Source organism: Dactylosporangium sp. NPDC005555 (assembly GCF_040605635.1).
Taxonomy (GTDB): Bacteria; Actinomycetota; Actinomycetes; order Mycobacteriales; family Micromonosporaceae; genus Dactylosporangium.
This window is the reverse complement of sequence record NZ_JBEXDG010000018.1, coordinates 1-21,675: the sequence shown is the minus strand read 5'-3', so window position 1 is coordinate 21,675 and position 21,675 is coordinate 1. Positions and strand designations below refer to the sequence as shown.

General features: G+C 72.8%; 17 protein-coding genes. 7 read left to right on the top strand and 10 right to left on the bottom strand.

Features of this window, described 5'->3' with window-relative positions:
• Positions 1-27 precede the first annotated feature (27 nt).
• A complete protein-coding gene (locus ABZS58_RS21465; RefSeq protein WP_354784013.1) occupies positions 28-843 on the bottom strand; it encodes a DUF1206 domain-containing protein in 816 nt (271 codons plus the stop codon).
• A 36-nt stretch (positions 844-879) separates the two neighbouring features.
• Here ABZS58_RS21465 and ABZS58_RS21460 point away from each other — a divergent pair, with 36 nt between their 5' ends.
• The 3 genes from ABZS58_RS21460 to ABZS58_RS21450 are packed head-to-tail and all read left to right on the top strand — an operon-like array spanning position 880 to position 4,565.
• Positions 880-2,325, top strand: coding sequence for a phosphatase PAP2 family protein (locus ABZS58_RS21460; protein WP_354784011.1), 1,446 nt, complete (start codon positions 880-882; stop codon positions 2,323-2,325).
• Positions 2,322-3,833, top strand: coding sequence for a phospholipase D-like domain-containing protein (locus ABZS58_RS21455; protein ID WP_354784009.1), 1,512 nt, complete (start codon positions 2,322-2,324; stop codon positions 3,831-3,833). Before ABZS58_RS21460 ends, ABZS58_RS21455 begins: the two co-directional genes overlap by 4 nt.
• Positions 3,834-3,884: 51 nt before the next feature.
• Positions 3,885-4,565 carry a phosphonatase-like hydrolase gene (locus ABZS58_RS21450; RefSeq protein WP_354784007.1) on the top strand — a complete coding sequence of 227 codons (681 nt, stop codon included), beginning with the start codon at positions 3,885-3,887 and terminating at the stop codon, positions 4,563-4,565.
• 837 nt (positions 4,566-5,402) lie between these two features.
• On the opposite strand, the gene ABZS58_RS21445 is transcribed toward ABZS58_RS21450, so the two are convergent.
• The 4 genes from ABZS58_RS21445 to ABZS58_RS21430 are packed head-to-tail and all read right to left on the bottom strand — an operon-like array spanning position 5,403 to position 11,758.
• Positions 5,403-7,025: an acetolactate synthase gene (locus tag ABZS58_RS21445; protein ID WP_354784005.1), complete on the bottom strand. Its 1,623-nt coding sequence runs from the start codon at positions 7,023-7,025 to the stop codon at positions 5,403-5,405.
• Positions 7,026-7,070: 45 nt separating this feature from the next.
• Positions 7,071-9,266: an Hsp70 family protein gene (locus ABZS58_RS21440; protein WP_354784003.1), complete on the bottom strand. Its 2,196-nt coding sequence runs from the start codon at positions 9,264-9,266 to the stop codon at positions 7,071-7,073.
• Positions 9,267-9,299: 33 nt separating this feature from the next.
• Positions 9,300-11,270 carry an Hsp70 family protein gene (locus ABZS58_RS21435; protein ID WP_354784002.1) on the bottom strand — a complete coding sequence of 657 codons (1,971 nt, stop codon included), beginning with the start codon at positions 11,268-11,270 and terminating at the stop codon, positions 9,300-9,302.
• 17 nt (positions 11,271-11,287) lie between these two features.
• Positions 11,288-11,758, bottom strand: a complete 471-nt coding sequence (locus tag ABZS58_RS21430) for a DUF6232 family protein (RefSeq protein ID WP_354784000.1) — start codon at positions 11,756-11,758, stop codon at positions 11,288-11,290.
• A gap of 62 nt (positions 11,759-11,820) precedes the next feature.
• On the opposite strand from ABZS58_RS21430, the gene ABZS58_RS21425 reads away from it, so the two are divergent.
• The gene (locus tag ABZS58_RS21425) at positions 11,821-12,594 is read left to right on the top strand and encodes an enoyl-CoA hydratase-related protein (protein ID WP_354783998.1); all 774 of its coding nucleotides are present in this window, start codon (positions 11,821-11,823) and stop codon (positions 12,592-12,594) included.
• Here the strand turns inward: ABZS58_RS21425 and ABZS58_RS21420 are convergent.
• Genes ABZS58_RS21420 through ABZS58_RS21410 form a run of 3 tightly spaced genes read right to left on the bottom strand, consistent with a single transcriptional unit; the run spans position 12,591 to position 15,376 of the window.
• Positions 12,591-13,556 carry a hypothetical protein gene (locus ABZS58_RS21420; protein WP_354783996.1) on the bottom strand — a complete coding sequence of 322 codons (966 nt, stop codon included), beginning with the start codon at positions 13,554-13,556 and terminating at the stop codon, positions 12,591-12,593. The two genes, ABZS58_RS21425 and ABZS58_RS21420, sit on opposite strands and share 4 nt — an antisense overlap.
• Positions 13,538-14,527, bottom strand: coding sequence for a transporter substrate-binding domain-containing protein (locus ABZS58_RS21415; protein ID WP_354783994.1), 990 nt, complete (start codon positions 14,525-14,527; stop codon positions 13,538-13,540). The genes ABZS58_RS21420 and ABZS58_RS21415 overlap by 19 nt, the downstream gene beginning before the upstream one ends.
• Before the next feature lie 18 nt (positions 14,528-14,545).
• Positions 14,546-15,376, bottom strand: a complete 831-nt coding sequence (locus ABZS58_RS21410) for an ABC transporter ATP-binding protein (RefSeq protein WP_354783992.1) — start codon at positions 15,374-15,376, stop codon at positions 14,546-14,548.
• 31 nt (positions 15,377-15,407) lie between these two features.
• On the opposite strand from ABZS58_RS21410, the gene ABZS58_RS21405 reads away from it, so the two are divergent.
• Entirely contained in the window at positions 15,408-16,433 is a 1,026-nt protein-coding gene (locus ABZS58_RS21405; protein WP_354783990.1) for an ATP-binding cassette domain-containing protein, read from the top strand.
• Between the two features lie 82 nt (positions 16,434-16,515).
• Positions 16,516-17,517 (top strand): ABC transporter permease subunit, encoded by a 1,002-nt coding sequence (locus tag ABZS58_RS21400; RefSeq protein ID WP_354783988.1) that lies wholly within the window; start codon positions 16,516-16,518, stop codon positions 17,515-17,517.
• Positions 17,518-17,664: 147 nt separating this feature from the next.
• On the opposite strand, the gene ABZS58_RS21395 is transcribed toward ABZS58_RS21400, so the two are convergent.
• Complete coding sequence (locus ABZS58_RS21395) at positions 17,665-18,837, bottom strand: ROK family transcriptional regulator (protein ID WP_354783986.1); 1,173 nt, start codon at positions 18,835-18,837, stop codon at positions 17,665-17,667.
• Between the two features lie 184 nt (positions 18,838-19,021).
• Between ABZS58_RS21395 and ABZS58_RS21390 the strand changes: the two genes are divergently transcribed.
• Complete coding sequence (locus ABZS58_RS21390; protein ID WP_354784255.1) at positions 19,022-20,473, top strand: glycoside hydrolase family 3 N-terminal domain-containing protein; 1,452 nt, start codon at positions 19,022-19,024, stop codon at positions 20,471-20,473.
• 40 nt (positions 20,474-20,513) lie between these two features.
• On the opposite strand, the gene ABZS58_RS21385 is transcribed toward ABZS58_RS21390, so the two are convergent.
• A complete protein-coding gene (locus tag ABZS58_RS21385; protein WP_354783984.1) occupies positions 20,514-21,488 on the bottom strand; it encodes a type IV toxin-antitoxin system AbiEi family antitoxin domain-containing protein in 975 nt (324 codons plus the stop codon).
• Positions 21,489-21,675 lie beyond the last annotated feature (187 nt).

Genomic DNA, 21,675 nt, shown 5'->3' with positions numbered 1-21,675 from the left:
CGTCGCCTCCGCTGCGCTGCGGACCGCTCACGTACCGACCTTGCGGAAGCGGGCCTGGAAGAAGCAGTACACGCCGAACGCCGCGACGCCGAGGGCGACGGCGAGCAGGAGGAACTTGCCGAACGGCTGGGCGACGAGCGCGTGCAGGGCCGCGTCGAGACCGCGGGACTTGCCGGGGTCGTTGGTGACCGCCGCCTGCAGCAGCAGGACGCCGACGATCCCGAACGCGACGCCCTTGGCCATGTAGCCGGTCTGTCCCGCCCTGGTCGCGGTCTTGCGGGTCTTCGGGGCCGCCGTGCCGAAGTTCAGTTTCCGCGCGAACTTGCGCTTCCACCCGTACCAGAGCATCCCGACACCGAACCCGAGGACGCCGAGCCCGATCAGCCCGACGAGCCAGGCACCGGCCGGCTTGGCCATGATCCCGGCGGTGGCCTGCTGCTGCTGGTCGGCGCTGGAGGACGGCGCGCCCATGATGACCTTGCCGGCGGTCAGGGCGAGGGCGCCGTAGATCACGACGCGGGCGCCCGACGCGACCCGCTCCCAGATCCGCTCCTTGCCCCGCACGTCGCGGTGGCCCCAGATCGCCAGGGCGACCTGCCACAGGGCGAGCGCGACCAGGCAGATCAGCACGAACCAGAGCAGCAGCTTGCCGAACGGCTGCTCCGCGAGCTTCTGGAAGGCACCGGACTGGTCGCCCTCCTGACCTCCCTCGCCGAAGGCGATCTGCGCCGCCACCCAGGCGAGCGCGAGGTGCAGCAGGCCGTACCCGATGAACCCGACCTTGGTCAGATTCTTGAACAGGTCGCTCTGCGTGGCGCGGCGTGCTGTATCGGCGGGGGTCATGTTCTCGTTCTCCCCCGACTGGGCATGCTGGCAAACGTGAGGACCCAGAGATCCGCGCTTTGGCGCATGGCCGGCTTCGGCGGGGCCGCGCTGTTGTTCAGTCTGTTGATCATTGCGGTGCGGGTGCGCTGGCTGCCGCTGGAGTCGGTGGACCGTGGCGTCGCCGAGTCGCTCAACGCCGCCGTCGCGCCGAACGACTTCCTGGTGATGCTGATGGGCGGCATCAGCCGGCTCGGCAGCTTCGGCGTCATGGCGTGGCTCGTCCTGATCGGCACCACCCTCGTCGTCGTCCGGAAGCAGTACAAGCTGGCCGGCTTCCTCGTGGCGACCACCGTCGGCGGCCTCATCCTCGACCCGACGCTCAAGCTGGCCGTCGGCCGGCTGCGTCCCGTCGTCGAGCAGCCCGTGGCGCACGGCGGCGGCAACAGCTTCCCGAGCGGCCACTCGCTCAACTCGCTGATCTGCTACACGGCGCTGCTGCTGGTGTTCCTGCCGGCGCTGCGCCCCCGCTGGCGCAGGGTGGCGGTGATCGGCGTCGCCGCGATCGTCGCGCTGGTCGGCTTCAGCCGGCTGGCGCTGGGCGTGCACTTCCTGTCCGACGTGATCGGCGGCTGGTCGCTCGGCATCGCGTGGCTCGGGCTGTGCGCGACCGCGTTCGAGCTGCTGCGGTACCACGAGGGCCGGCGCGTCACCGAGCCGCTCGAAGAGGGCCTGGAGCCCGAGGCGGCCGACGACCTGCGCCCCACCGAGCCGCACGAGCACCGGCCCGGCACCGCCCGCGCCGTCGCGCTCGGAGCCGTCGCCTGGGTCCTCACGTTCGGCGCGCTGGTCGCGGCCGGGCTGCCGCTGGCGCGGTACCGCGACGGCAACGGCAACGTGCTGTGGGACTCGACCATCCCGCACTGGTTCGCCGCGAACCGCAGCGACGTGCTGGGCCATGTGAGCATCGTCGGCAGCGAGGTCGGCAACACCCACGCGATCCTCGCGATCGGCCTGGCCGTCGGCGCGCTGTCCCTCGCGGCCATCCGCCGCTGGCGCCCGGTGATCTTCCTGGTGACGGTGATGTTCGGCGAGCTGACGCTCTTCCTGGCCAGCGCCGCGATCGTCGACCGGGCCCGCCCCGACGTGGAGAACATGGACGGGCCGATGCCGACGTCGAGCTTCCCGTCCGGCCACGTCGCCGCCACGATCCTCATCTGGGCCACCGCCGCGGTGCTCGTCATGCCGAGGACCCGGGCCTGGTGGCGGTGGGCGTTCCTGGCCCTGGCCGTGGCGATGCCGCTGTGGGTCGCGGTGTCCCGCATGTACCGCGGGATGCACCACCCGACCGACATCGTGGGGAGCATGCTGCTCTCGGCGCTCTGGCTCCTCGCCGTGCACCGGCTCGTCAAACCCAACTGTGACCTGGCCGAACGGCCGAGCGCCGAGGACGCGCCGGAGCCGGCCGGCGACCTCTCCTCCCCGGCGGGTGCGGCGCGATGAAACAGGACTGGTTCCTCACGGACGAGGAGCGGGGCAACCCGCACACCAGGATCTCGGCGTGGACCGACGGCAACGCCGTGCGACCGCTGATCGACGGCAAGGCGTACTTCGCCGAGCTCTACGCCGCGATCGAGCGCATGGAGCGCGGCGACCTGCTGCTGTTCACCGACTGGCGCGGCGACGCGAGCCAGCGGGTCACCAGGAACGGCCCGACCATAGGGGACGTGCTGTGCGACGCGGCCCGCCGCGGCGTCCGCGTCAAGGGCCTCCTCTGGCGCTCGCACTGGAACGCGCTGCAGTTCAGCGCCACGGAGAACCGGCGCTTCGCCCGCAAGATCGAGGCCGCGGGCGGCGAGTGCCTGCGCGACATGCGGGTCCGCGTCGGCGGCTCGCACCACCAGAAGCTCGTCGTGCTGCGCCACCCCGGCCGCCCGGAGCTGGACCGGGCGTACGTCGGCGGCATCGACCTCTGCCACGGCCGCCGCGACACGACGACGCATGAGGGCGACCCGCAGCCGGTGCCGATCACCCCGAAGTACGGCAAGCGGCCACCCTGGCACGACGTGCAGCTGGAGCTGCGCGGCCCGGTGGTCGGCCAGGTCGAGGCCACGTTCCGGGAGCGGTGGGAGGACCCGTCGGCGCTGTCGCGCAACCCGCTGCACTGGTTCCAGGGCAAGGTCGAGGACGAGAACCTGGACCCCGACCGGCTGCCGCCGCAGCTGCCCGACCCGCTGCCGGCCGGCGATCTCAGTGTGCAGCTGCTGCGGACGTACCCGTACCGGCGCGGCGGTTACCCCTTCGCGCCCGAGGGCGAGTTCAGCGTCGCCCGCGGCTACGGCAAGGCGGTCCGGCGCGCGCAGCGGCTGATCTACCTGGAGGATCAGTACCTCTGGTCGCCGAAGGTCGCCAGCTGCTTCGCCGACGCGCTGCGCGAGCACCCTGACCTGCACCTCGTGGCCGTCGTGCCCCGGCATCCGGACCGCCCCGACAAGTTCGGGAGCGTGCCGCAGCTGTACGGCCGTGAGCGCGCCCTCACCATGCTCCGCGAGGCGGGCGGCGACCGGCTGCACGTCTTCAGCCCCGAGAACGCCAACGGCACGCCCATCTACGTGCACGCCAAGGTCTGCGTCGTCGACGACACGTGGGTCACCACCGGCTCCGACAACGTGTCGCTGCGCTCCTGGACGCATGACTCCGAGCTCACCTGCGCCGTCCTCGACCCTGCCGGCGGCTACGCCAGGGAGCTCCGCGAGCGGCTCTGCCGGGAACACCTCGAGCTCGACGAGCTTCCGGAGGGCCCGATCGAGGAGATCTTCGACGCCTCCGCCAAGGCGCTGCAGGCCTGGCACGACAGCGGCAAGATCGGCCCCCGCCCCGCCGGCCGCCTCCTGCCGTACCGCCCGCCCCGGGTACGCGGGGGTACCGTGACCTGGGCACGTGTGGTGTACAACACCATCCACGACCCGGATGGCAGGCCACGGCGGCTGCGCCGGGAGGGTACCTTCTGAACGTTTTGCGCCGTTCACCAAGCCGTCTTGTCGGCGTGTTCATATTGGGCGATGACAGCGTGGCAGCTCGCCTGCATCGACATGGCGGGGACGACGGTGCGGGACGACGGCCTGGTCGAGCAGGCCTTCACGGTCGCCTTCGCGGGCGAGGGCATCGCGCCCGGCACCCCGCAGCACGACCGCATGCTCGCCGTCGTGCGCAAGACGATGGGCCAGAGCCGCATCGAGGTCTTCCGCCTGCTGCTCGACGGCGACGAGCAGCGGGCCCAGGCCGCCAACGAGACCTTCGAGGAGGCCTACGGCCTGCTCGTCGACGAGGGCGCGGTCCTGCCCATCCCCGGTGCGCTCGAGGCCATCAAGACCCTGCGCACCGCGGGGATCAAGGTCGCCCTGACCACGGGCTTCGCCCGCGCCACCCAGGAAGCCATCATGGACGCCCTCGGCTGGTGGGGCCAGGTCGACCTGGTCCTCTCCCCCGCCGACGCCGGCCGCGGCCGCCCCTTCCCCGACTTCATGCTGGTCGCCGCCCTGAAGCTGGGCGTCGAGGACGTCCGCCGCATGGTCGTCGTCGGCGACACCCCGCTGGACCTGATCGCCGGCCGCCGCGCCGGCGCCGGCCTGCTCGTGGGCGTCCTCACCGGCGCCGGCGACCGCCAGGCCCTGCAGGCCTCAGGCGCGGACGAGGTCATCGGATCGATCGGCTCCCTCCCCCGCCTCCTCGGCCTGGAGTAGCCGCTACCCGCATCTCGCCTTCGGCGACAGCTCGCCGCGCTGTTTCCCGCCTTTCGCCTTCGGCGATGGCTCGCTGCCCCACGCTCCGCGCGGGTCCCGCCGGGGGATTCTCACCCCGGACCCCCAATGCGCCGCTCCGCGACGCACTGCCAGCGCGCGGAGCGCGCGGCAGCTTCACACGCGTGCGCGTGGCATCGCGGGGGTTACCGTCTGCGTCGGTGGTGTACGAGTGCCCCCACCGCGCTCCGAAACCGTCATGCGGTCGAGCCCGCCCAGGCCGAAGATCACCGTCCAAACCGTGGTACTCCCCGGTCCACCCATCGACGACGGCCTCTTTCCCGTGATCCGGAAGACTTCATGTCGTCATAGCAGCACAAACTCTTCCGGATCATCCAGAACCCCACCGAAGCCACGACGCACCCGAACTGACGTCCCCACCGCCCCGCATCACCGGCGAGACACCCACCATCCAGCGCACACCACCCACGACTCCACCAGCCGTAGCCAGACCCGAGCCCCCGGTGCGCACTGACCACCCACCACAGACGCAGAGCGACGACGACCTCGAGACCGACGGGCCGCAGCACGGCCGTTGTGGTGCCACCCGCACACCACCGAGGCGGACGTGACCCCGCGCCACTGCAACCTCGCATCTGTGCCCGCCCGACCTCGCAACACGGCGACTGCGGCGCGGCGACCGGCCTGCAGGAGCGGTTGTGGGCGAGTGACCGTGCGGCGGCGGCTCGGCGGCGGCCGCCTGGGCAGTCGCTCGCTGGCGGCAGCAGCCGACCGGGCGGTCGGGTGGCGGGCGCCAGGGCCGCCGGGTGGCGGGCGGAGTTATGCGAGGTTGGATGAGCGCGGGTAGGCGTCCTCCGGGTCGGTGAGCACGTTGACCAGATACGGCACGCCCGACGCGAACGCCCGCTCGAACGCGGCTGACAGGTCGCCCGGCTTCTCGACCGTCTCGCCGGCGCCGCCGAGGGCCTTGACGACGTCGTCGTAGCGCAGGCCGGGCTGCAGGTCGGCGGCGACGTCGTAGCCGTAGATGTTGCGCATCGGGTGCTTCTCCAGGCCCCAGATGCCGTTGTTGCCGACCACGATCACGACCGGCAGCTGCTGGCGGACCAGGGACTCGACGTCCATGAGCGAGAAGCCGGCCGCGCCGTCGCCCATGAGGACGCAGATCTGGCGGTCCGGATACGTCACCCGGGCGCCCATCGCATAGCCCATGCCGGTGCCGAGGCAGCCGTACGGTCCCGGGTCCAGCCACGTGCCCGGCTGCGACGGCTCGAGGTATTTGCCGGCGTAGGAGACGAAGTCGCCGCCGTCGCCGATCGTGACCGCGTCCTCGGCGAGGACCTTGCGCAGCTCGCCGTAGACGCGGCTGGGCTTGATCGGGTCGGTGTCGGCCTCCAGGGCCTGCTGATCGCGCGCCCGGCCGGCGTCCTCCGCGGCCCGCAGCGCCTCGATCCACTCCTCGTGGTCGGCGACGAGTCCGGTGTGCGACGCGAACGCCGCCAGGATCGCCCGCAGATCGCCGGACGGAGCGGCCGCCGGGGTGACGTGACCGGCGCGCTGCGACGGCGCGTCGGTGACGTGCACGACCTGCGCGCCGCCGAAGTCGCCGAAGCCGAGCCGGAAGTCGAGCGGGGTGCCGATGACGGCGATCACGTCCGCGCCGCCGAACGCCGCCTTGCGCGCCCGGGAGAACGCCAGCGCGTGCGACGGCGGCAGCGTGCCACGGCCCATGCCGTTGGCGAACACGGGCACGCGCAGCGCCTCGGCCGCCTCCCGCAGCGCGGCCGTGGCGTGCCCGGCCCACACGTCGGAGCCGGCGATGATCACGGGCCGCTGCGCGGCGGCGAGCAGCTGGGCCGCCCGGGCGACCTCCTCAGGGTCCGCCTCGACCGGTGCCACCGCCGGTGCGGGGCTCGTCTCGACCCCGTCGGCCTGCGAGAACACCACCTCCAGCGGCAGGTCGACGAAGACCGGGCCACGGTGCGGCGTCAGCGCGGCGAGCGCGGCGGCCTGCATGCGGGCATACACCTCATCGGTGGCGAGGATGGTCTCCGCGTGCTTGGTGACCGCGCGGACGATCGGCAGGTGGTCCATCTCCTGCAGGCTGCCCGAGCCCCAGCGGAACTGCGGCGCCCGCCCACCGATCACGACCACCGGCGCGCCGTTGAACGAGGCGCTGGTCAGACCCGAGACACCGTTGGTGACGCCGGGCCCGGCGGTCAGCACGGCCAGGCCGGGGCGGCGCTGGAGCTTCGCGACGGCCTCTGCGGCGAAGACGGCGGACTGCTCGTGCCGCACGTCGACGATCCGCACGCCGGTCTTGTGGGCGGCGTCGTACAGCGGGAAGACGTGGGCGCCGGAGAGCGTGAACAGCTCCTCGACCCCGAAGCCCCGCAGTGCCGCGAGGGCCAGGTCCCCGCCGTGCCCGTCGATCTGCGTCATGCACCCTCCTCGATCAGCCTTGACCGACGCGAATGTTACTCACTTTTACCGCTCCGTGGAGACGAACCACTTGTCGGCGGGCGGCGGCCAGCGGTCGGCGGTCAGGTAGAAGGAGACATACCCGGCCACGACCGGCGTCGCGATCAGCAGCACGAGCACCAGCAGGGTGAGCATCGCCCGGGCGAACGGCCCCCGCCTCGGCGCCTGCCGCGGCCGCCGCTCGTCACCGCGCTGCGCGGGCCGCCGCGGCTCCTGATTCCCGGGCCGCTGCGGGGGCGGGCTCTGGCGGACCGGGCTGCCGTATTCGTCGTAGCGGGTCGCGGGCTCGGCCGGCGGCCTGCCCCCCGAGACGAAGATCTGCCCCGCCGCCCTGTTGGGCGGCGCGGACACCGGCGGCCCGGACATCGGCTGGTTGTACGCCGCAGGCGGCCCCGACATGGGCTGGTTGTAGTGCGCCGGAGGCCCCGACATGGGCTGGTTGTAGTTCGGCGGCGCGGACGACGGCCGGTTGTAGTTGGCCGGCGGCGCGGAGGCCGGGTGATTGAAGCTCGCGGGTGGCGCGGACGCGGGCTGGTTGGTGGTGGCGGGCGGCCCTGACGCCGGCTGACCATAACCGGCGGGGGGGACCGACACCGGCGGCCCGTAGTTGACCGGCGGACCGGAGGCAGGCACGCCATAGCCGCCCTGCGTGCCCGTGGCCTGGCCACCCGCGTAGTTGCCGGGCGGCGCCGACGCCGGATATGCCGGATATCCACCGGCCCCACCACCGGGCGGCGAGGACACCGGCGGCGCCGACATGGGCACCCCCGACATCGGCGCGGCGGACTCCGCGGCGAACGTGCCGGCCTCGGGCCACAGCGGCACATCGGCGCTCTGACCTCCCGAACCGCCACCCTGCCCCGCGCCGGACTGTCCAGCGCTCGTCTGTCCACCACCGGCCGGCGCCCCGCCGAACTGGCCGCCGCCAGGCGCGCCGCCGAACTGCCCGCCGGACGGGGGCACACCGAACTGGCCGGCGCCGGGCTGCCCCGCACCGGACGCCGCGGCCGCGCCGAACTGGGCCGGGGCGCCCGACGTCGGGCCCGGTGGCTGCCAGTCGAAGCCCGGCACCTGCGGGATCACGCCCGTCGCCGGGCCTGGGGCGGGTGCCGCCGTGGCCGGGATCTCGGTCGAGCCGGTCAGCATGCTGCCCTCGGCGACCACCAGCTCGGGCTGCTCGATCACCACCGGGGCCGTGCCCAGCGCGCGGTGCAGCAGCGTGCCGACCAGCGGCATCCGGCTGGACCCGCCGACCAGGAACACGCCCGCGATGCTGCCCTCGCTCAGCTGGGCCCAGCGCATGACGCCCTGCGTGACGCGGACGGTCTGCTCCAGCAGCGGCTGCGCGAGGCGCTCCAGCTCGTCGCGGGTGAGGTGCACGTCGATGTTGAGCAGCGGCACGGTCAGGTCGGACGCGGGCTGGCGGGACAGCCGCTCCTTGGCCACCCGCGCGTCGTCGAAGAGCAGCCGCCGGGCCCGCCGGTCCTCGACCGTCTTCGGGCTCATCAGCCGCTGCCATTCCTGCGGGGCCTGCGGCTCGCAGATCGAGGCGATGTGCGCCACGATCGCGTTGTCGACGTCGATGCCGCCGATGTCGTCGCGGCCGTCGACCGCGAGGACCTCGAAGCCGCCCTGGGTGCGGGCGACGACGCTGGCGTCGAAGGTGCCGGCGCCGAAGTCGTGGACGACGACGACCGAGCCGACGGGCACGTCCTTGCCGAGCACCTGGGTGAAGTAGGCGGCGGCAGCGACCGGCTCGGGCACCAGCCGCACCTGGCCGAGGCCGGCGGCCGCGGCGGCGTCGGAGACGGCGAGCCGGCGGGTCGCGCCCCACGAGGCCGGGAACGTCACCGTCACCTCGGACGCGACGTCGCCGACGGTGCGGGTCCACTCGTCGCGGACCCGCCGCAGGACGGTGGCGACGAGGTCGTTGACGGGGATCTCCCGGTCGCCGAGCAGCACCGTGCCGTCGTCGATGCGGCGCTTCGGGTTGGGCTCGAAGCGGGCGGGCTCCAGCCTGGCGCTGTGCACCGCGTCGCGGCCGACGATGACGGTGCCACCGGGCTCGGCATAGACGGCGGAGGGCAGCAGCGGCGAGCCGTCGAACAGCAGCGCGCGCGACCGGCCGTCCGGCCACCGCACGACGGCGACGGTGTTGGAGGTGCCGAAGTCGACACCGAGCCGGATCCCTGGCGTTGGCATGCCCCGAAGTCTAGGCGCCGGGTGCGACGAAAATTACGCCTCGGTGCTCCCGGTCGCGGGCGCGGGGGGCGACGGCCGCAGCGGGCGGACCCAGTCCCGCGCGCTGGGCAGCAGGAGCAGCAGCGCCGATCCCAGATACGCGCCGGTGACCGCCAGCCACGCCGGCTGCCCCGACGCCGAGGCCGTGTACGCACCGCCCCCGGCGAGCAGGACACACAGCGCCATCGGATACCACAGGTGGCCGTTGCTGCCCCGGCGCAGCCGCCGCGCGCCGTGCGTGTACAGGATCGCGAACGCGAGCGAGCCCAGCCCGGAGTACAGGAAGACCTGCAGGCCGTCTCCGGTCAGCGCCTCCGATTCGGACGCCTGGTACAGGACCAGAATCAGGACGACCAGGGCGGTGGAGACGTACATCAGTACGCCGTACAGGGTCAGGAAGCCCGCGGGCCAGCGGATCGCCCCGGGCGCGATCCTGCGCTGCGGCGGCGGCACGGGTGGCATGACGTACTGCGGGACGTAGACGACCTGCGGCGGGGGCGGCTGGTAGTAGACGGGCCGCGGCGGTGGATACCGCTGTTGCGGCGGCATCCGGTGTACGGGCGGCGCGGGGCTGAACGGCACCGGACTGAACGGCACGGCACCGGGCGAGACAGGCGCCTGCGCACCGGGCATCCCGGCGGCGGGCGACACCGGCGGCGCGACCGGCGACCCGGGCGACACCGCAGGCGAGACCGGCGACCCGGGCGGCGCCACCGGGGAGAGCGGCGAGACGGGCGCCACGACGGAGGCCACCGGCGATCCGGCCGCCACGACGGGCGGCGCCGGTGCCCCGGGGGTGGGCCCTGGTCGTACATGAGGACCACCACCGGCGGCGGGCTCGGACGACGCCGGCGCGACGGCCATGCCACTCGACGACGGCCGCCGTGGCGCCTGCGCGGCCGTGGGCTGGTCGACCCGTGCGCCGACCAGGACGCTGCCTTCGGCGACCACCATCTCCGGCTGCTCGATCGTCACCGGCGGCCTGCCGAACGCGCGGTGCAGCTCGGTGGCGACCAGCGGGATCTGGCTTGCGCCGCCGACCAGGAAGATCCCCGCGACCCGCTCGGGCGTGACCCGCGACAGCCGGACGGTCTCGGTCAGCACCCGCACGGAACGCTCGACGAGGGGGCGGGCCGCCGCGTCGAACTCCTCGCGGGTGAGCTGCACGTCGACGTCCAGCAGCGGGACCAGGACCGTGACCGACGAGGTGCGGGAGAGCCGCTCCTTCGCCTCGCGGACCTCCTCGCGCAGCGTCCGGGCGGCCCGCGCCTCCTCGATCGTCGTGGGGGTGATCAGCCGCCGCCAGCGCTCCGGCGGCAGGGTGCGGCCGATCATCGCCAGGACCACCTCGTCGAAGTCGAGGCCGCCGAGGTCGTCACGCCCGTCGACGGCGAGCACCTCGAAGCCCTCCGCGGTGCGGGCGACGACGCTGCCGTCGAAGGTGCCGGCGCCCAGGTCGTAGACCACCACGGCCGAGCCGACGGGCACCATGTGGCGCAGGACCCGCACGAAATAGGTGGCCGCCGCGACCGGCTCGGGGACGAGCGTCGCCGCTGGGAGCTCCGCCGCTCGGACCGCGGCGGCCAACGCCGTGCGCCGGGTGGACGCCCAGTTGGCGGGGTGGGTGACGGTGACCGACGCGGGTGGTCCGCCGGCCGTGCGGGTGAACTCGGCGCGGACCCGCTGGAAGACGGCGACGAGCAGGTCGTGGACGGGCACCTCGCGCTCGCCGAGAAGCACGTGACCGTCGTCGATGCGGCGCTTCGGGTTGGGCTCGAAGCTCGCCGGGGCACGACGGGCGCTGTGCAGCGCGTCGCGGCCGACGACGAGCTCGCCGTCCTCCCAGAACGTCGCGGAGGGCAGCAGCGGCGTGCCGTCGAAGAGCAGCGGGCGGGCCCGGCCGTCGGGCCAGCGGGCCACGGCGACGGTGTGCGACGTGCCGAAGTCCACGCCCAGGGCCACCATGCCCGGAATCCTAAGGGCTACGCGGACCGCTCGACTGCCCGCTGCAGGGCGCGATAGATCTGCCCGAATTTCGGCGAGTCCGTGGTCGAGTAGATCATCGACTCGCCGGACCGGGTGCGGACCCAGATCTCGTGCACGCCCCGGCCGTGGTCGTGCGCCCGGTCGAGCAGGTCGAGCAGCCCCTCGACGCTGAACGCCACGATCCCGCCGATGACGATGATCCCGAGGATGCCGCCCGCGATGTACATCGTGGAGTCCGGCCCGTTGAGGTCGATGCGCCGCGCGGCCGTCCCGGCGGCGATCAGCAGGCCGATGATCAGCAGGACCGCGCCGCCCCTGGTCGCCAGCATGTACGCCCCCTGCGCCAGCCGCCCCGATCGCTGGTGCCAGATGTAGGTCAGCGTCTCCAGCGGATACCACGCGGCATGGACCCGCACACCGTCGGAGCTGATGTGCACCTCGTGGTCGCGGTAGAAGGTGGTCGCCATGGCACATCTGACGGTACGCCGGAATACGCTGCGGGCAACGACAACGACGTTGAGGAGACACAGTGGGCGACAGCAGGCTGGTCCGGCTGGAGATCGAAGATGGTATCGGCACGATCCGGCTGGAGCGGCCGCCGGTCAACGCGCTGAACATCCAGATCCAGGAGGAGCTGCGCGAGGCCGCCGCGGCCGCGACGAGCGACCCCGAGGTGCGGGCCGTCATCCTGTACGGGGGAGAGAAGGTCTTCGCGGCCGGCGTCGACATCAAGGAGATGGCCGGGATGGGCTACTCCGAGATGGCCGCCAGGGGCCCCGTGCTCACCGCCGCCTTCGACGCCGTCGCGCGGATCCCGAAGCCGGTCGTGGCCGCCGTCAACGGGTATGCGCTGGGCGGTGGCTGCGAGCTCGCCCTGACCGCCGACTGGCGGGTCGCCGCCGAGGACGCGACCCTGGGCCAGCCGGAGATCACTCTCGGCGTCATTCCCGGCGCCGGCGGCACGCAGCGCCTGGCGCGGCTGCTCGGCCCCGCCCGCGCCAAGGATCTGATCATGACCGGCCGCTTCGTGAAGGCGCCGGAGGCGCTCGCCATCGGCCTGGTCGACAAGGTCGTCCCGGCCGCCGAGGTGTACGCCACGGCGAAGGCGATGGTCGCGCCCTTCGTCCACGGCCCGGCACTCGCGCTGCGCGCCGCGAAGCTCGCCGTCGACCGCGGCCTGGACCTGGATCTGGCCTCCGGCCTGGCGTTGGAGAGCGAGCTCTTCGCGGCGCTGTTCGGCACCGAGGACAAGGCCGAGGGCATGGCGGCGTTCGTCGGGAAGCGCAAGCCGGACTTCGCCTAGCGGCGGCCCTCGCAGCGGGGGTCGACCGGGGTGGGTCGGCGGGTCGGCGCGATCCACGTCAGGGCGGTCTGCTCGACCGACCAGCCGTGCGCGTCGACCCTGCTGGCCGGTGGCCGCTCCGACGTGTCGCAGAGGACCTTCGCCTGGATCTGCTCGTTGAGCACGAACCGGACGGTGCCGCCGGCGTCCAGCAGCGTCGTCATCCGGTCGTCGACGGTGATCACCGAGCCGACCAGCAGGCCGTCGTCGGTGTCGACGGCGACGGTCGGCAGGATCGGGGCGCGCAGGAACACGACGCCGACGAGGAACGGCGCCGCGAACGCCGCGACCACCGCCGGCCAGTGCGTCACCGGCCTGGCCGCCCACGCCGGCACCGGGCCCGTCAGCAGCGGCGTCACCAGCGGCGGCAGCGCCAGCAGGACGAACGTGACCGGCTCGCCCTCCCGCAGTGCCGTGACGATCGCCGGTCCGAGGAACGCGTACAGCAGGACCGCCGCCGCGAACGGCAGCACCACGCCGGTCGCGGCCACCGAGGGGCCCGCGGCGGCGCCGGCCCGCTGCCGCACGACCAGGCCCAGGATCGACAGCGCGACCATGACCAGCAGCGGCAGGAACCGCAGCTGCCAGGTGAGCGCGCCGATCACCAGCGCGACGACGACCACCCAGTCGGGGATCCGCCGGGCGGCCGCGGCCAGCCGCGACGTCGCCGCCGCGGCTGGGTCACTGAGCTCCAGCAGCGCGCCGAGGACCCGGGTCAGCAGCAGCAGCGCCGGGAACACCCACAGCAGCGCGATGACCAGCGTGCTGAGCAGGCCCAGCGGGCTCACGTACTGCACGAACAGCAGCATCGTCTGGACGTTCTGCCGGCTCAGGTACCACAGCCGCAGCACCAGCAGGACGATCGGGAACGTGGGCAGCAACGGCAGCAGCCACTGCCTGTCGCCTACCTCTCCCACGGCCACTGACGGACGTCCACCTTCGGCACCTCGGGCTGGTGGTCGATCGCCACCTGCTGGTTCGGGCTGAACTTCTGCTCGCTGCGCAGGTACCTGTCGTACGCCTGCTCCCACCGCCGGTCGGTGGGGTCGTGGGCCGATCGGTACAGGTACAGATTCACCAGCGTCCGCAGCGCCTCGTTGTCGCCGCAGTTGACGCCCCACCGCTCGTCGCCGGTGAGCCCGACGTCGTGGTGCGTGAGCGTCTGGCCGCCGTCCTCGGCGACGAACCCGGCCAGGATCGCCGCGTCGGTGGTGACGGCGTCGAACTCGCCGGCCTTGAGCCCGGTGACGCAGGCGCTGATCTCGTTCTTGCCGGACAGGGTCACGCCGGCGGACCTGGCGACCTCGCTGGACGTGGACGTGGCGAGGGTGCAGACCCGCTCGCCGCGCAGGTCCTCCAGGCTGCTGACGGGCTTGTGCGCCTTGAGCGTGACCACTGACTGCTGGGTGCTCAGATACGGCCCGGCGAAGCGCACCCCGGGCTGCTCGGCCCGCTCCTTGGTGATGCTGAAGCTGGCCACGACCAGGTCGACGGTGACGAACCGGCCGTCGCCCGCGCGGGCCTGCATCCTGGCCCGGTCCTCGGTCTCGATCGACAGGAAGCGGACCTGGTCGGGGCGGAACCCGAGGTCGCCGGCGACGAGATAGGCGATGTCGATGTCGAACCCGGCGTACTCGCCGGTGCTCCTGTCGCGCAGGCTCACGCCCGGGGTGTCGTCCTTGACCCCGATCAGCAGCTCGGCGCGCCCGCCGATGGCCCTCTGCCGCAGGTCGGCCTCGGACGGCGGGCCGACGTCGATGACCACGACGACGGCGACCACGATGACGGCGACGAGCACCACGATCCACGCGACCAGCCGCGCGACCCTGGTGCGGCGGACCGGCGGAGGGTCGGGGACGGGAGCGGGGTCAGGGTCGACGATGGGATCGGCCACCGTCTAAATATATCGAAGCTAGACCGCTTGAGCGTGGTAGCGACCGTCGACGATCGACAGTCGCAGCGGCAGCCCGAACGTCGCGGAGAGATTGTCCGCCGTCACCGTGTCCCGCAGCAGGCCCTGCGCCACGATGCCGCCGTCGCGCATCAGCAGCGCGTGCGTGAACTCCGGCGGGATCTCCTCGACGTGGTGCGTGACGAGCACGATCGCCGGCGAGTCCGGGTCGGCGGCCAGCTCCGACAGCCGCCGCACGAGGTCCTCGCGGGCGCCGAGGTCCAGACCCGCCGTCGGCTCGTCGAGCAGCAGCAGCTCCGGGTCGACCATGAGCGACCGGGCGATCTGGACCCGCTTGCGCTCCCCCTCGGACAGCGTGCCGTAGAACCGTTCGGCGAGCGCGCCGACACCGAACTGCTCCAGCAGCGACTGTGCCCGGGACTCGTCCATGCGGTCGTACCGCTCGGTGAAGCGCCCGACGACCGCCCACGAGGCGGTGACGACGATGTCACGGACGGTCTCGTCGGGCGGGAGCTGCAGCCCTGCGGAGGAGAACCCGAGCCGGGTCTTCAGCTCGTTGATGTTGGTGCGGCCGAGCTTCTCCCCCAGGACGGTCACCGTGCCGCGGGTCGGATACAGCCTGGCCCCGGCGAGATTCAGCAGCGTGGTCTTGCCGGCACCGTTGGGGCCGAGCACCACCCAGCGTTCGTCGAGCTCGACCTGCCAGCTCACCGACCGGATGAGGTCGGAGCGGTTGCGGGTCACCGTGGCTTTGTCGACCGCGATGACAAGGTCATCAGACACGGCCCAATCCAACCACGCCCGCGAACCACGAAAGGCCCGGCCCCCCATGCACGGCACGAAAGCCGTATCGTGCGCGGGGATGAGTGCCGTACTGGAAATCGCCGGTCTGGTGAAGACATACCAGACGCTGTTCGGCAAGCCACGGGTCGCGCTGGACCACCTGGACATGGAGGTCCACCAGGGCCAGATCCACGGATTCCTCGGGCCCAACGGATCCGGCAAGAGCACCACGCTCAAGACCTTGCTCGGACTGCTGCGGGCCGAGTCCGGCCACATGCGCATCCTCGGCCAGCCGGTCCCGCGGATGCTGCCGCAGGTGGTCGCACGGGTGGGCGCGATCGTCGAGGCGCCGGCCTTCTTCGGCAACTTCACCGGCCACAAGACGCTGAGCCTGTTGGCGAAGGCGGGTGGTGTACCACGGCAGCGCGTCGACATCGTCCTCGACCAGGTCGGTCTCGCCGGCCGCGCCGAGGACGCCGTCAAGTCCTACTCGCTGGGCATGAAGCAGCGCCTCGCGGTGGCCTCGGCCCTGCTGAAGGACCCCGAGCTGCTGATCCTCGACGAGCCGAGCAACGGCCTGGACCCCGCCGGCATCCGGGAGATGCGTGACCTGCTGCGCGAGCAGGCCGACCGCGGCGCGACCGTGGTCATCTCCAGCCACATCCTCGCCGAGATCCAGCAGATCTGCGACTCGGTCACGATCATCTCCCGCGGCCGCCGGGTCGCCGCCGGGCCCGTGTCGGAGGTGCTCGCCGCCAACGACCGCGGCACCTACCGGGTCCGGGTCGACGACGTGCCCACGGCCGCGCAGATCCTCGCGGACGCCGGCGCGCAGGTCACCGTCTCCGGCGACCAGATCATCGTGCACGACCTCGCCGACCCGTCCTGGGTCACGCGGGCACTCGGCGTCAACGACCTGTGGGTCCGCGAGCTGGCCCCGGTCCAGCAGCTGGAGGACGCGTTCCTCACGCTGACGGGCGGCGGCCCGCGCCGCGGCCAGTTCCGCCCCGTCGACAGCTCCGACTGGCCGGACGACGCAAGGCCCGCTCCCGAGGTGCCGCTCGAGGTCACCGGCCAGATCATCGAGAACGGACGGCAGGCATGAGCGGTCAGCGGAGCGGCTCGGGCCGCTCATCATGTGACAGTTCCGGGTCGGGCCGACGCCGGAGCGCAGCGGAGGTGGCGGCATGACCCAGCTGCTGCGGGCCGAGTGGGCCCGCCTGTTCAGCCGCCGGGTCACGCTGGTGACCCTCGTGCTCATCGCGACGCTGCTCGCGTTCCTGACCTTCGGTTTCTCGCTCACCCGCAGCAACCCGACGCCGGAGGAGTACCGCACCGCGACCGACCGGGCCGCGTCCGCCGCGGCGATCTACGACCAGAACGTGGCCCTCTGCGAGGACGTGCAGAGCGGGGTGCGGACCGGTCCGGCCGGCATCAAGTTCCCCCGCAACTGCGACTACGGGCCGCGGCCGACCGCGGACTCGATGCTCGACTACGGCTTCTCGTTCAGCCGCCAGTGGCCGGAGCTGTTCACGACCGCGGCCATCGTGCTGACGGTGGCCGGTTTCGTGCTCGGCGCGTCGTTCGTGGGCGTGGAGTGGAGCTCCGGCGGCATGCTCAACCTGCTGCTCTGGGCACCCCGCCGCAATGTGGTCCTGGCCAGTAAGCTGATCGCCGCCTGCGCCGGGACGGCGGTGGTTTCCGTGGTGTACCTCGCGGTGTGGACGGGCGCGTTCGTCGCCGTGGCCGCGGGCAACGACACCGTCAGCTCGATGGGCCTGGCGGACTGGTCCTCGCTGCTCATCACCGGCGTCCGGGTGATCCTGCTGACGATGGCCGGCACGGCGCTGGGCTTCGCGATCTCCTCGATCGGGCGGCACACGTCGACGGCGCTCGGCGTCGGCATCGCCTACCTGGTGGTCTACGAGCTCGGCGCGATCATCATCTTCGGGCTGATCGGCGGCACCGACTACTCGGAGAAGTACCGGCTGTCCAGCTACGTGTCCGCGTGGATGAACAAGTCCTACACGTTCCAGGGCGCGTCCGGGTACTGCACGGAGACCGGCTGCGTCGCGCCTGCGCAGACCTTCCAGGGCAGCTGGCAGCAGGCCGGCCTGGTGATCGGCCTGGTCGTGGCGGTCCTGCTCGCCGGCGCCTTCACCTCGATGCGCCGGCGCGACACCAACTGACGGCCTTGTGGGGCGATGCCGCGGTACGGCGTCGCCCCGAGCGTCCCGGCCGTGTCGAGCGTCGCGCCGGGCCGTCCCCGCCTGCCGTGTCGCGCATCAGGCCGTATCGCGCGTCAGGCTGTGTCGCGCGTCAGGCCGTATCGCGCGTCAGGCCGTGTCGCCGAAGACCTCTTCGCGGACGGCGTCGAGGCCGGTGAGGATGGCGCCGTTGAGGACGGGCTCGCTCTTCACCTCGGTGGCGACGACCCGCGGCGACACCACGGCGATCGCGGCGACCTCGTGCTGCACCCGCTGTGCGAGGTCGGCACCCCCGGCCTGACCGATCTCCCCGGCGAGGACCACCAGCTCGGGGTCGAGCACCAGGCCCACCGACGCCACCCCGAGCGAGATCCGCCGGGCCAGCTCGTCGAGGAACGGGCTGCCGGCCGTTCCGGCGGCGATGGCGGCTCTGATGGCGTCACCCGCACCGGCGGCCTTGAACCCGTGGGACTTGGCGACCGTCTTCACCGCCGCGGCGTCGGTGAGCATGCGGAAGCCGCTCTTCGCCCGGCGCGTCGCGTCGCGGCTCACCTGCGTGCCCGCGACGGGAAGGTAGCCGATCTCACCGGCCGCGCCGACGCTGCCGCGGTGCAGCCGGCCGCCGAGCACGACGGCGGTGCCGACACCGCGGTCCAGCCACACGAGCACGAAGTCCTTCGCCCCGAGCGCGGCGCCGCTGTGCTGCTCGGCGATGGCCGCGAGGTTCACGTCGTTCTCGAACACGACGGGCCGGCCGAGGTCCTCGCGCAGCGCCGTGAGCAGCCCCCGGTGCCAGCGCGGCAGGTCCCAGGCGAACGTGATCTCGCCGCTCTTCGGGTCGACCAGGCCCGGCGTGCCGAGCACGATCCTGCGGATGCGGTCGATCGGCGCGCCGGCCTCCCCGGCGGCCTCGACAACGGCGGCGTGGACGACCTTGACCGGGTCGTCCCCCTCGCCGATGGAGACGTCGGTGCGGCCGACGATCCTGCCCGTGATGTCCGCCACGCCCGCCACGACGTGCTGCGGTCCGGCGTCGACGCCGACGACGTACGCGGTCGCGGGGACCACGGCGTACATCTGGGCGTTCGGCCCGCGGCCGCCGGCCTGCTCCCCGACCCGGGCGACGAGCCCGCGCTCCTCCAGGCGCTCGACCAGCTGCGACGCGGTGACCTTGGACAGTCCGGTCAGCTCGCCGAGCTGCGCTCGGGTCAGCGGGCCCTTGCTCAGCAGCAGCTCGAGGGCGGCGCGGTCGTTGAGGGCACGCAGCAGCCGGGGGGTGCCTGGAAGACGAGCAGAACTCATGGTGACGAACACCCCTAGTATTTAAGAAACTTTCCTATTAGATTGCCTCGGGCAACCTATACCGGAAAGCGTACGGTCACACTACCCACACGGCCTACGCACATCCGGTCAAGATGCTCTTACGATCGTGGACAGCGCATCAGACGAGTGTTCCGCACTGGTCCGCGCGAAGGGGGACAACACCGTGGCGAACGATCCAGGACTCCGCCGGCTGGCGCTGGGCACGCTGCTCGGCGCGTTCCCGGGTGCACAGGCCCCGAACTGGGCCGTCGACCTGCTCGGCGAGGGCATGGCCGGGCACCTGCTCTTCGGGTACAACATCGTGGACCGCGACCAGGTCGCCGCCCTCACCGACCAGCTGCACTCGGCCCGCGACGGCGTGCTCATCGCCATCGACGAGGAGGGCGGCGACGTCACCCGCCTGGCGCACCGGCTCGGCAGCCCGTATCCGGGCAACGCCGCCCTCGGCGCGCTCGGCGACCCGGCGATCACCCGCCGTGTGTACCGGACGATCGGGGCGGAGCTCGACCAGCTGGGGCTGAACCTCAACCTGGCACCCACGGTCGACGTCAACACCGCCGACGACAACCCGATCATCGGCACCCGCAGCTTCGGCGCCGACCCGCACCTCGTCGCCGCGCACACCGCCGCCGCCGTGCTCGGCCTGCAGAGCGCCCGCGTGGCCGCCTGCGCCAAGCACTTCCCCGGCCACGGTGCCACCCTCGCCGACTCGCACCTCGAGCTGCCCACCGTCGACATCTCCCTCGACGAGCTGCGCGGCCGTGAGCTGCCCCCGTTCGTCGCCGCCGTCGAGGCCGGCGCCAAGTCGATCATGAGCGCGCACATCCGCGTGCCGTTGCTGACCGGCGACGCCCCGGCCACCTTCAGCCGCGCCGTCCTCGTCGACCTGCTGCGCACCGAGCTCGGCTTCACCGGCGTCGTCGTCACCGACGCCCTGGAGATGCTCGGCGCGGCCCGCTACGCCGGCAGCACCCAGGCGGGCGCCGTCCTCGCCCTCGCCGCGGGCGCCGACCTGCTGTGCATCGGCGCCGACGTCGACGTCGACCTGACCCTCGCGTGCGTCGACGAGATCGTCACCGCCGTGCAGGACGGCCGGCTGCCGCTGCACCGCCTGGAGGAGGCCGTCGCCCGCGTCCAGGCCCTGTCCGACTGGACCCGCCAGGGCGACCGCACCGACCGGGAGGAGCCCGGGCTCGGGTACCCGGCCGCACTCAGCGCCGTGCGCATCGAGGGCTCCGTGGACCGCGGGTCCGCCCCGCTGATCGTCCAACTGGAGTCGGAGTCGTCGATCGCCGCGGGCCGCGTGCCGTGGGGCCTCGGCCCGCACGTCAACGGCACCGAGCAGGTCCGCGTCGTGGCCGACCGCACCGCCGCCGAGGAGCTGCGCGCCCTGGCCGGCACCCGCCCGATCGTCGTCGTGGGCCGCAACGTGCACCGCCTCCCAGGCGCCCGCGCCCTGGTCGACGCCCTGGCCGCCACCCACCCGGTCACCGTCGTCGAGATGGGCTGGCCGTCCTCCTGGCGCCCGGCGAACGCCCGCGCCTTCATCACCACCTGGGGCGCCAGCCACGCCAACGGCCGCGCCGCCGCCGAAACCCTAGGCCTGGCCGCCTAATTTTCCCCGTGATCCGGAAGAGAAATTGTCGCCCTGGCGACTAGAAGTCTTCCGGATCACGGGGAGTGCGGCGGCGGATCGAGCGGCGGACCGGACAGTCGGGGCGGCGGCAGGGTTGGAGCCTGCCCCGCCAGCCGCCGGCCCGGAGCGCCCGGGCGACCTGGATCGCGGTCGCGCACGGAGTCACGACGTCCGCCCAGCCGTAGCGGAGGGTCCGCTGCCCATCCGAGGCCGTCGCGTTGTCCCGCCGCTGATCGCGCCGGCGATGCTCCTCGGGGTGAAAGGCGCGGCCGTCGAGCTCGACGACCGTGGCGAAGGCCCGGTACTCGACGTCCCGGTACCGCGTCGCACCGCCTTCCCGGCGACGGGCCTGCCTTCGGCCGCCGGGCAGACGGTGCCCGCGCTCCACGTCCTTCAGGTACCGCAGCTCCAGCACCGAGCGCGCACCGACGGCGGCGTCGTCGACCGTCGCCTCCAGCAGCCGGCGCCAGCGCATCTTCTTCCGGCGGCGCAGTGCGGTCGCCAGCCGCTCGGGCGTGGTCAGGCCGCGGCTGCACGCCGTGGTGAGCCATCCGATCGCCGACGGCAGGCGCCGTTCATCCTCGGCCAGGTCGAGCACCGTGTCCTCGACCCGGGTGCGCCGAAGCGCAGGACCGGGGTGGACGGTGCCGGCGAGCCGGGCCCGATGGTGCACGAGCACGCCCGGCAGCGGCCGCACCCGCCGGTTGCCCGGGATGGTGACGTGGATCGGGTCGGAGGGTTGGTCGACGAGCCCGTGCAGCTCGGCGGCCGAGAGGTGGCTCAGCGCGGCATCCGCACCGGCGCGGAGCAGGGCCGCCCAGAGCTGGGCGCGGCGGGGCATCTCCCCGGTGAAGGTCCGGTAGACGCCGTGGTGGACCGTCGACCAGCGGCCCGTGTCGAGGTGCGCACGGATCGCGGACGGGGTCCATCCCTCCGCCAGCGCCTGCCGGCGGGTGACGACACCGGCCTGTGCCTCGATCAGCTCATCCCACACCCACTCCACCCTGCGACCGACCGGCCGCGGGGAAAAGCCTCGACTCCTGCCTGTGGATAACCGGAGCCTTCATGATCCGGAAGACTTTTCGTCTTGGCGTTTAACGTCTTGTTGGTTTTGTGGGGGTGTTGGTGTCGTTGGTTTTGTGTGGTGGGTGGCGGGTTGCGGGTGTTGTGTGGCTGCCGGT

What these genes read in the sequence shown, in the direction of transcription:
- ABZS58_RS21465 (WP_354784013.1), bottom strand. Translation starts at nt 843, where the DNA reads ATGACCCCCGCCGATACAGCACGCCGCGCCACGCAGAGCGACCTGTTC.
- ABZS58_RS21455 (WP_354784009.1), top strand. Translation starts at nt 2,322, where the DNA reads ATGAAACAGGACTGGTTCCTCACGGACGAGGAGCGGGGCAACCCGCAC.
- ABZS58_RS21450 (WP_354784007.1), top strand. Translation starts at nt 3,885, where the DNA reads ATGACAGCGTGGCAGCTCGCCTGCATCGACATGGCGGGGACGACGGTG.
- ABZS58_RS21445 (WP_354784005.1), bottom strand. Translation starts at nt 7,025, where the DNA reads ATGACGCAGATCGACGGGCACGGCGGGGACCTGGCCCTCGCGGCACTG.
- ABZS58_RS21440 (WP_354784003.1), bottom strand. Translation starts at nt 9,266, where the DNA reads ATGCCAACGCCAGGGATCCGGCTCGGTGTCGACTTCGGCACCTCCAAC.
- ABZS58_RS21435 (WP_354784002.1), bottom strand. Translation starts at nt 11,270, where the DNA reads ATGGTGGCCCTGGGCGTGGACTTCGGCACGTCGCACACCGTCGCCGTG.
- ABZS58_RS21430 (WP_354784000.1), bottom strand. Translation starts at nt 11,758, where the DNA reads ATGGCGACCACCTTCTACCGCGACCACGAGGTGCACATCAGCTCCGAC.
- ABZS58_RS21410 (WP_354783992.1), bottom strand. Translation starts at nt 15,376, where the DNA reads ATGGGGGGCCGGGCCTTTCGTGGTTCGCGGGCGTGGTTGGATTGGGCC.
- ABZS58_RS21405 (WP_354783990.1), top strand. Translation starts at nt 15,408, where the DNA reads ATGAGTGCCGTACTGGAAATCGCCGGTCTGGTGAAGACATACCAGACG.
- ABZS58_RS21400 (WP_354783988.1), top strand. Translation starts at nt 16,516, where the DNA reads ATGACCCAGCTGCTGCGGGCCGAGTGGGCCCGCCTGTTCAGCCGCCGG.
- ABZS58_RS21395 (WP_354783986.1), bottom strand. Translation starts at nt 18,837, where the DNA reads ATGAGTTCTGCTCGTCTTCCAGGCACCCCCCGGCTGCTGCGTGCCCTC.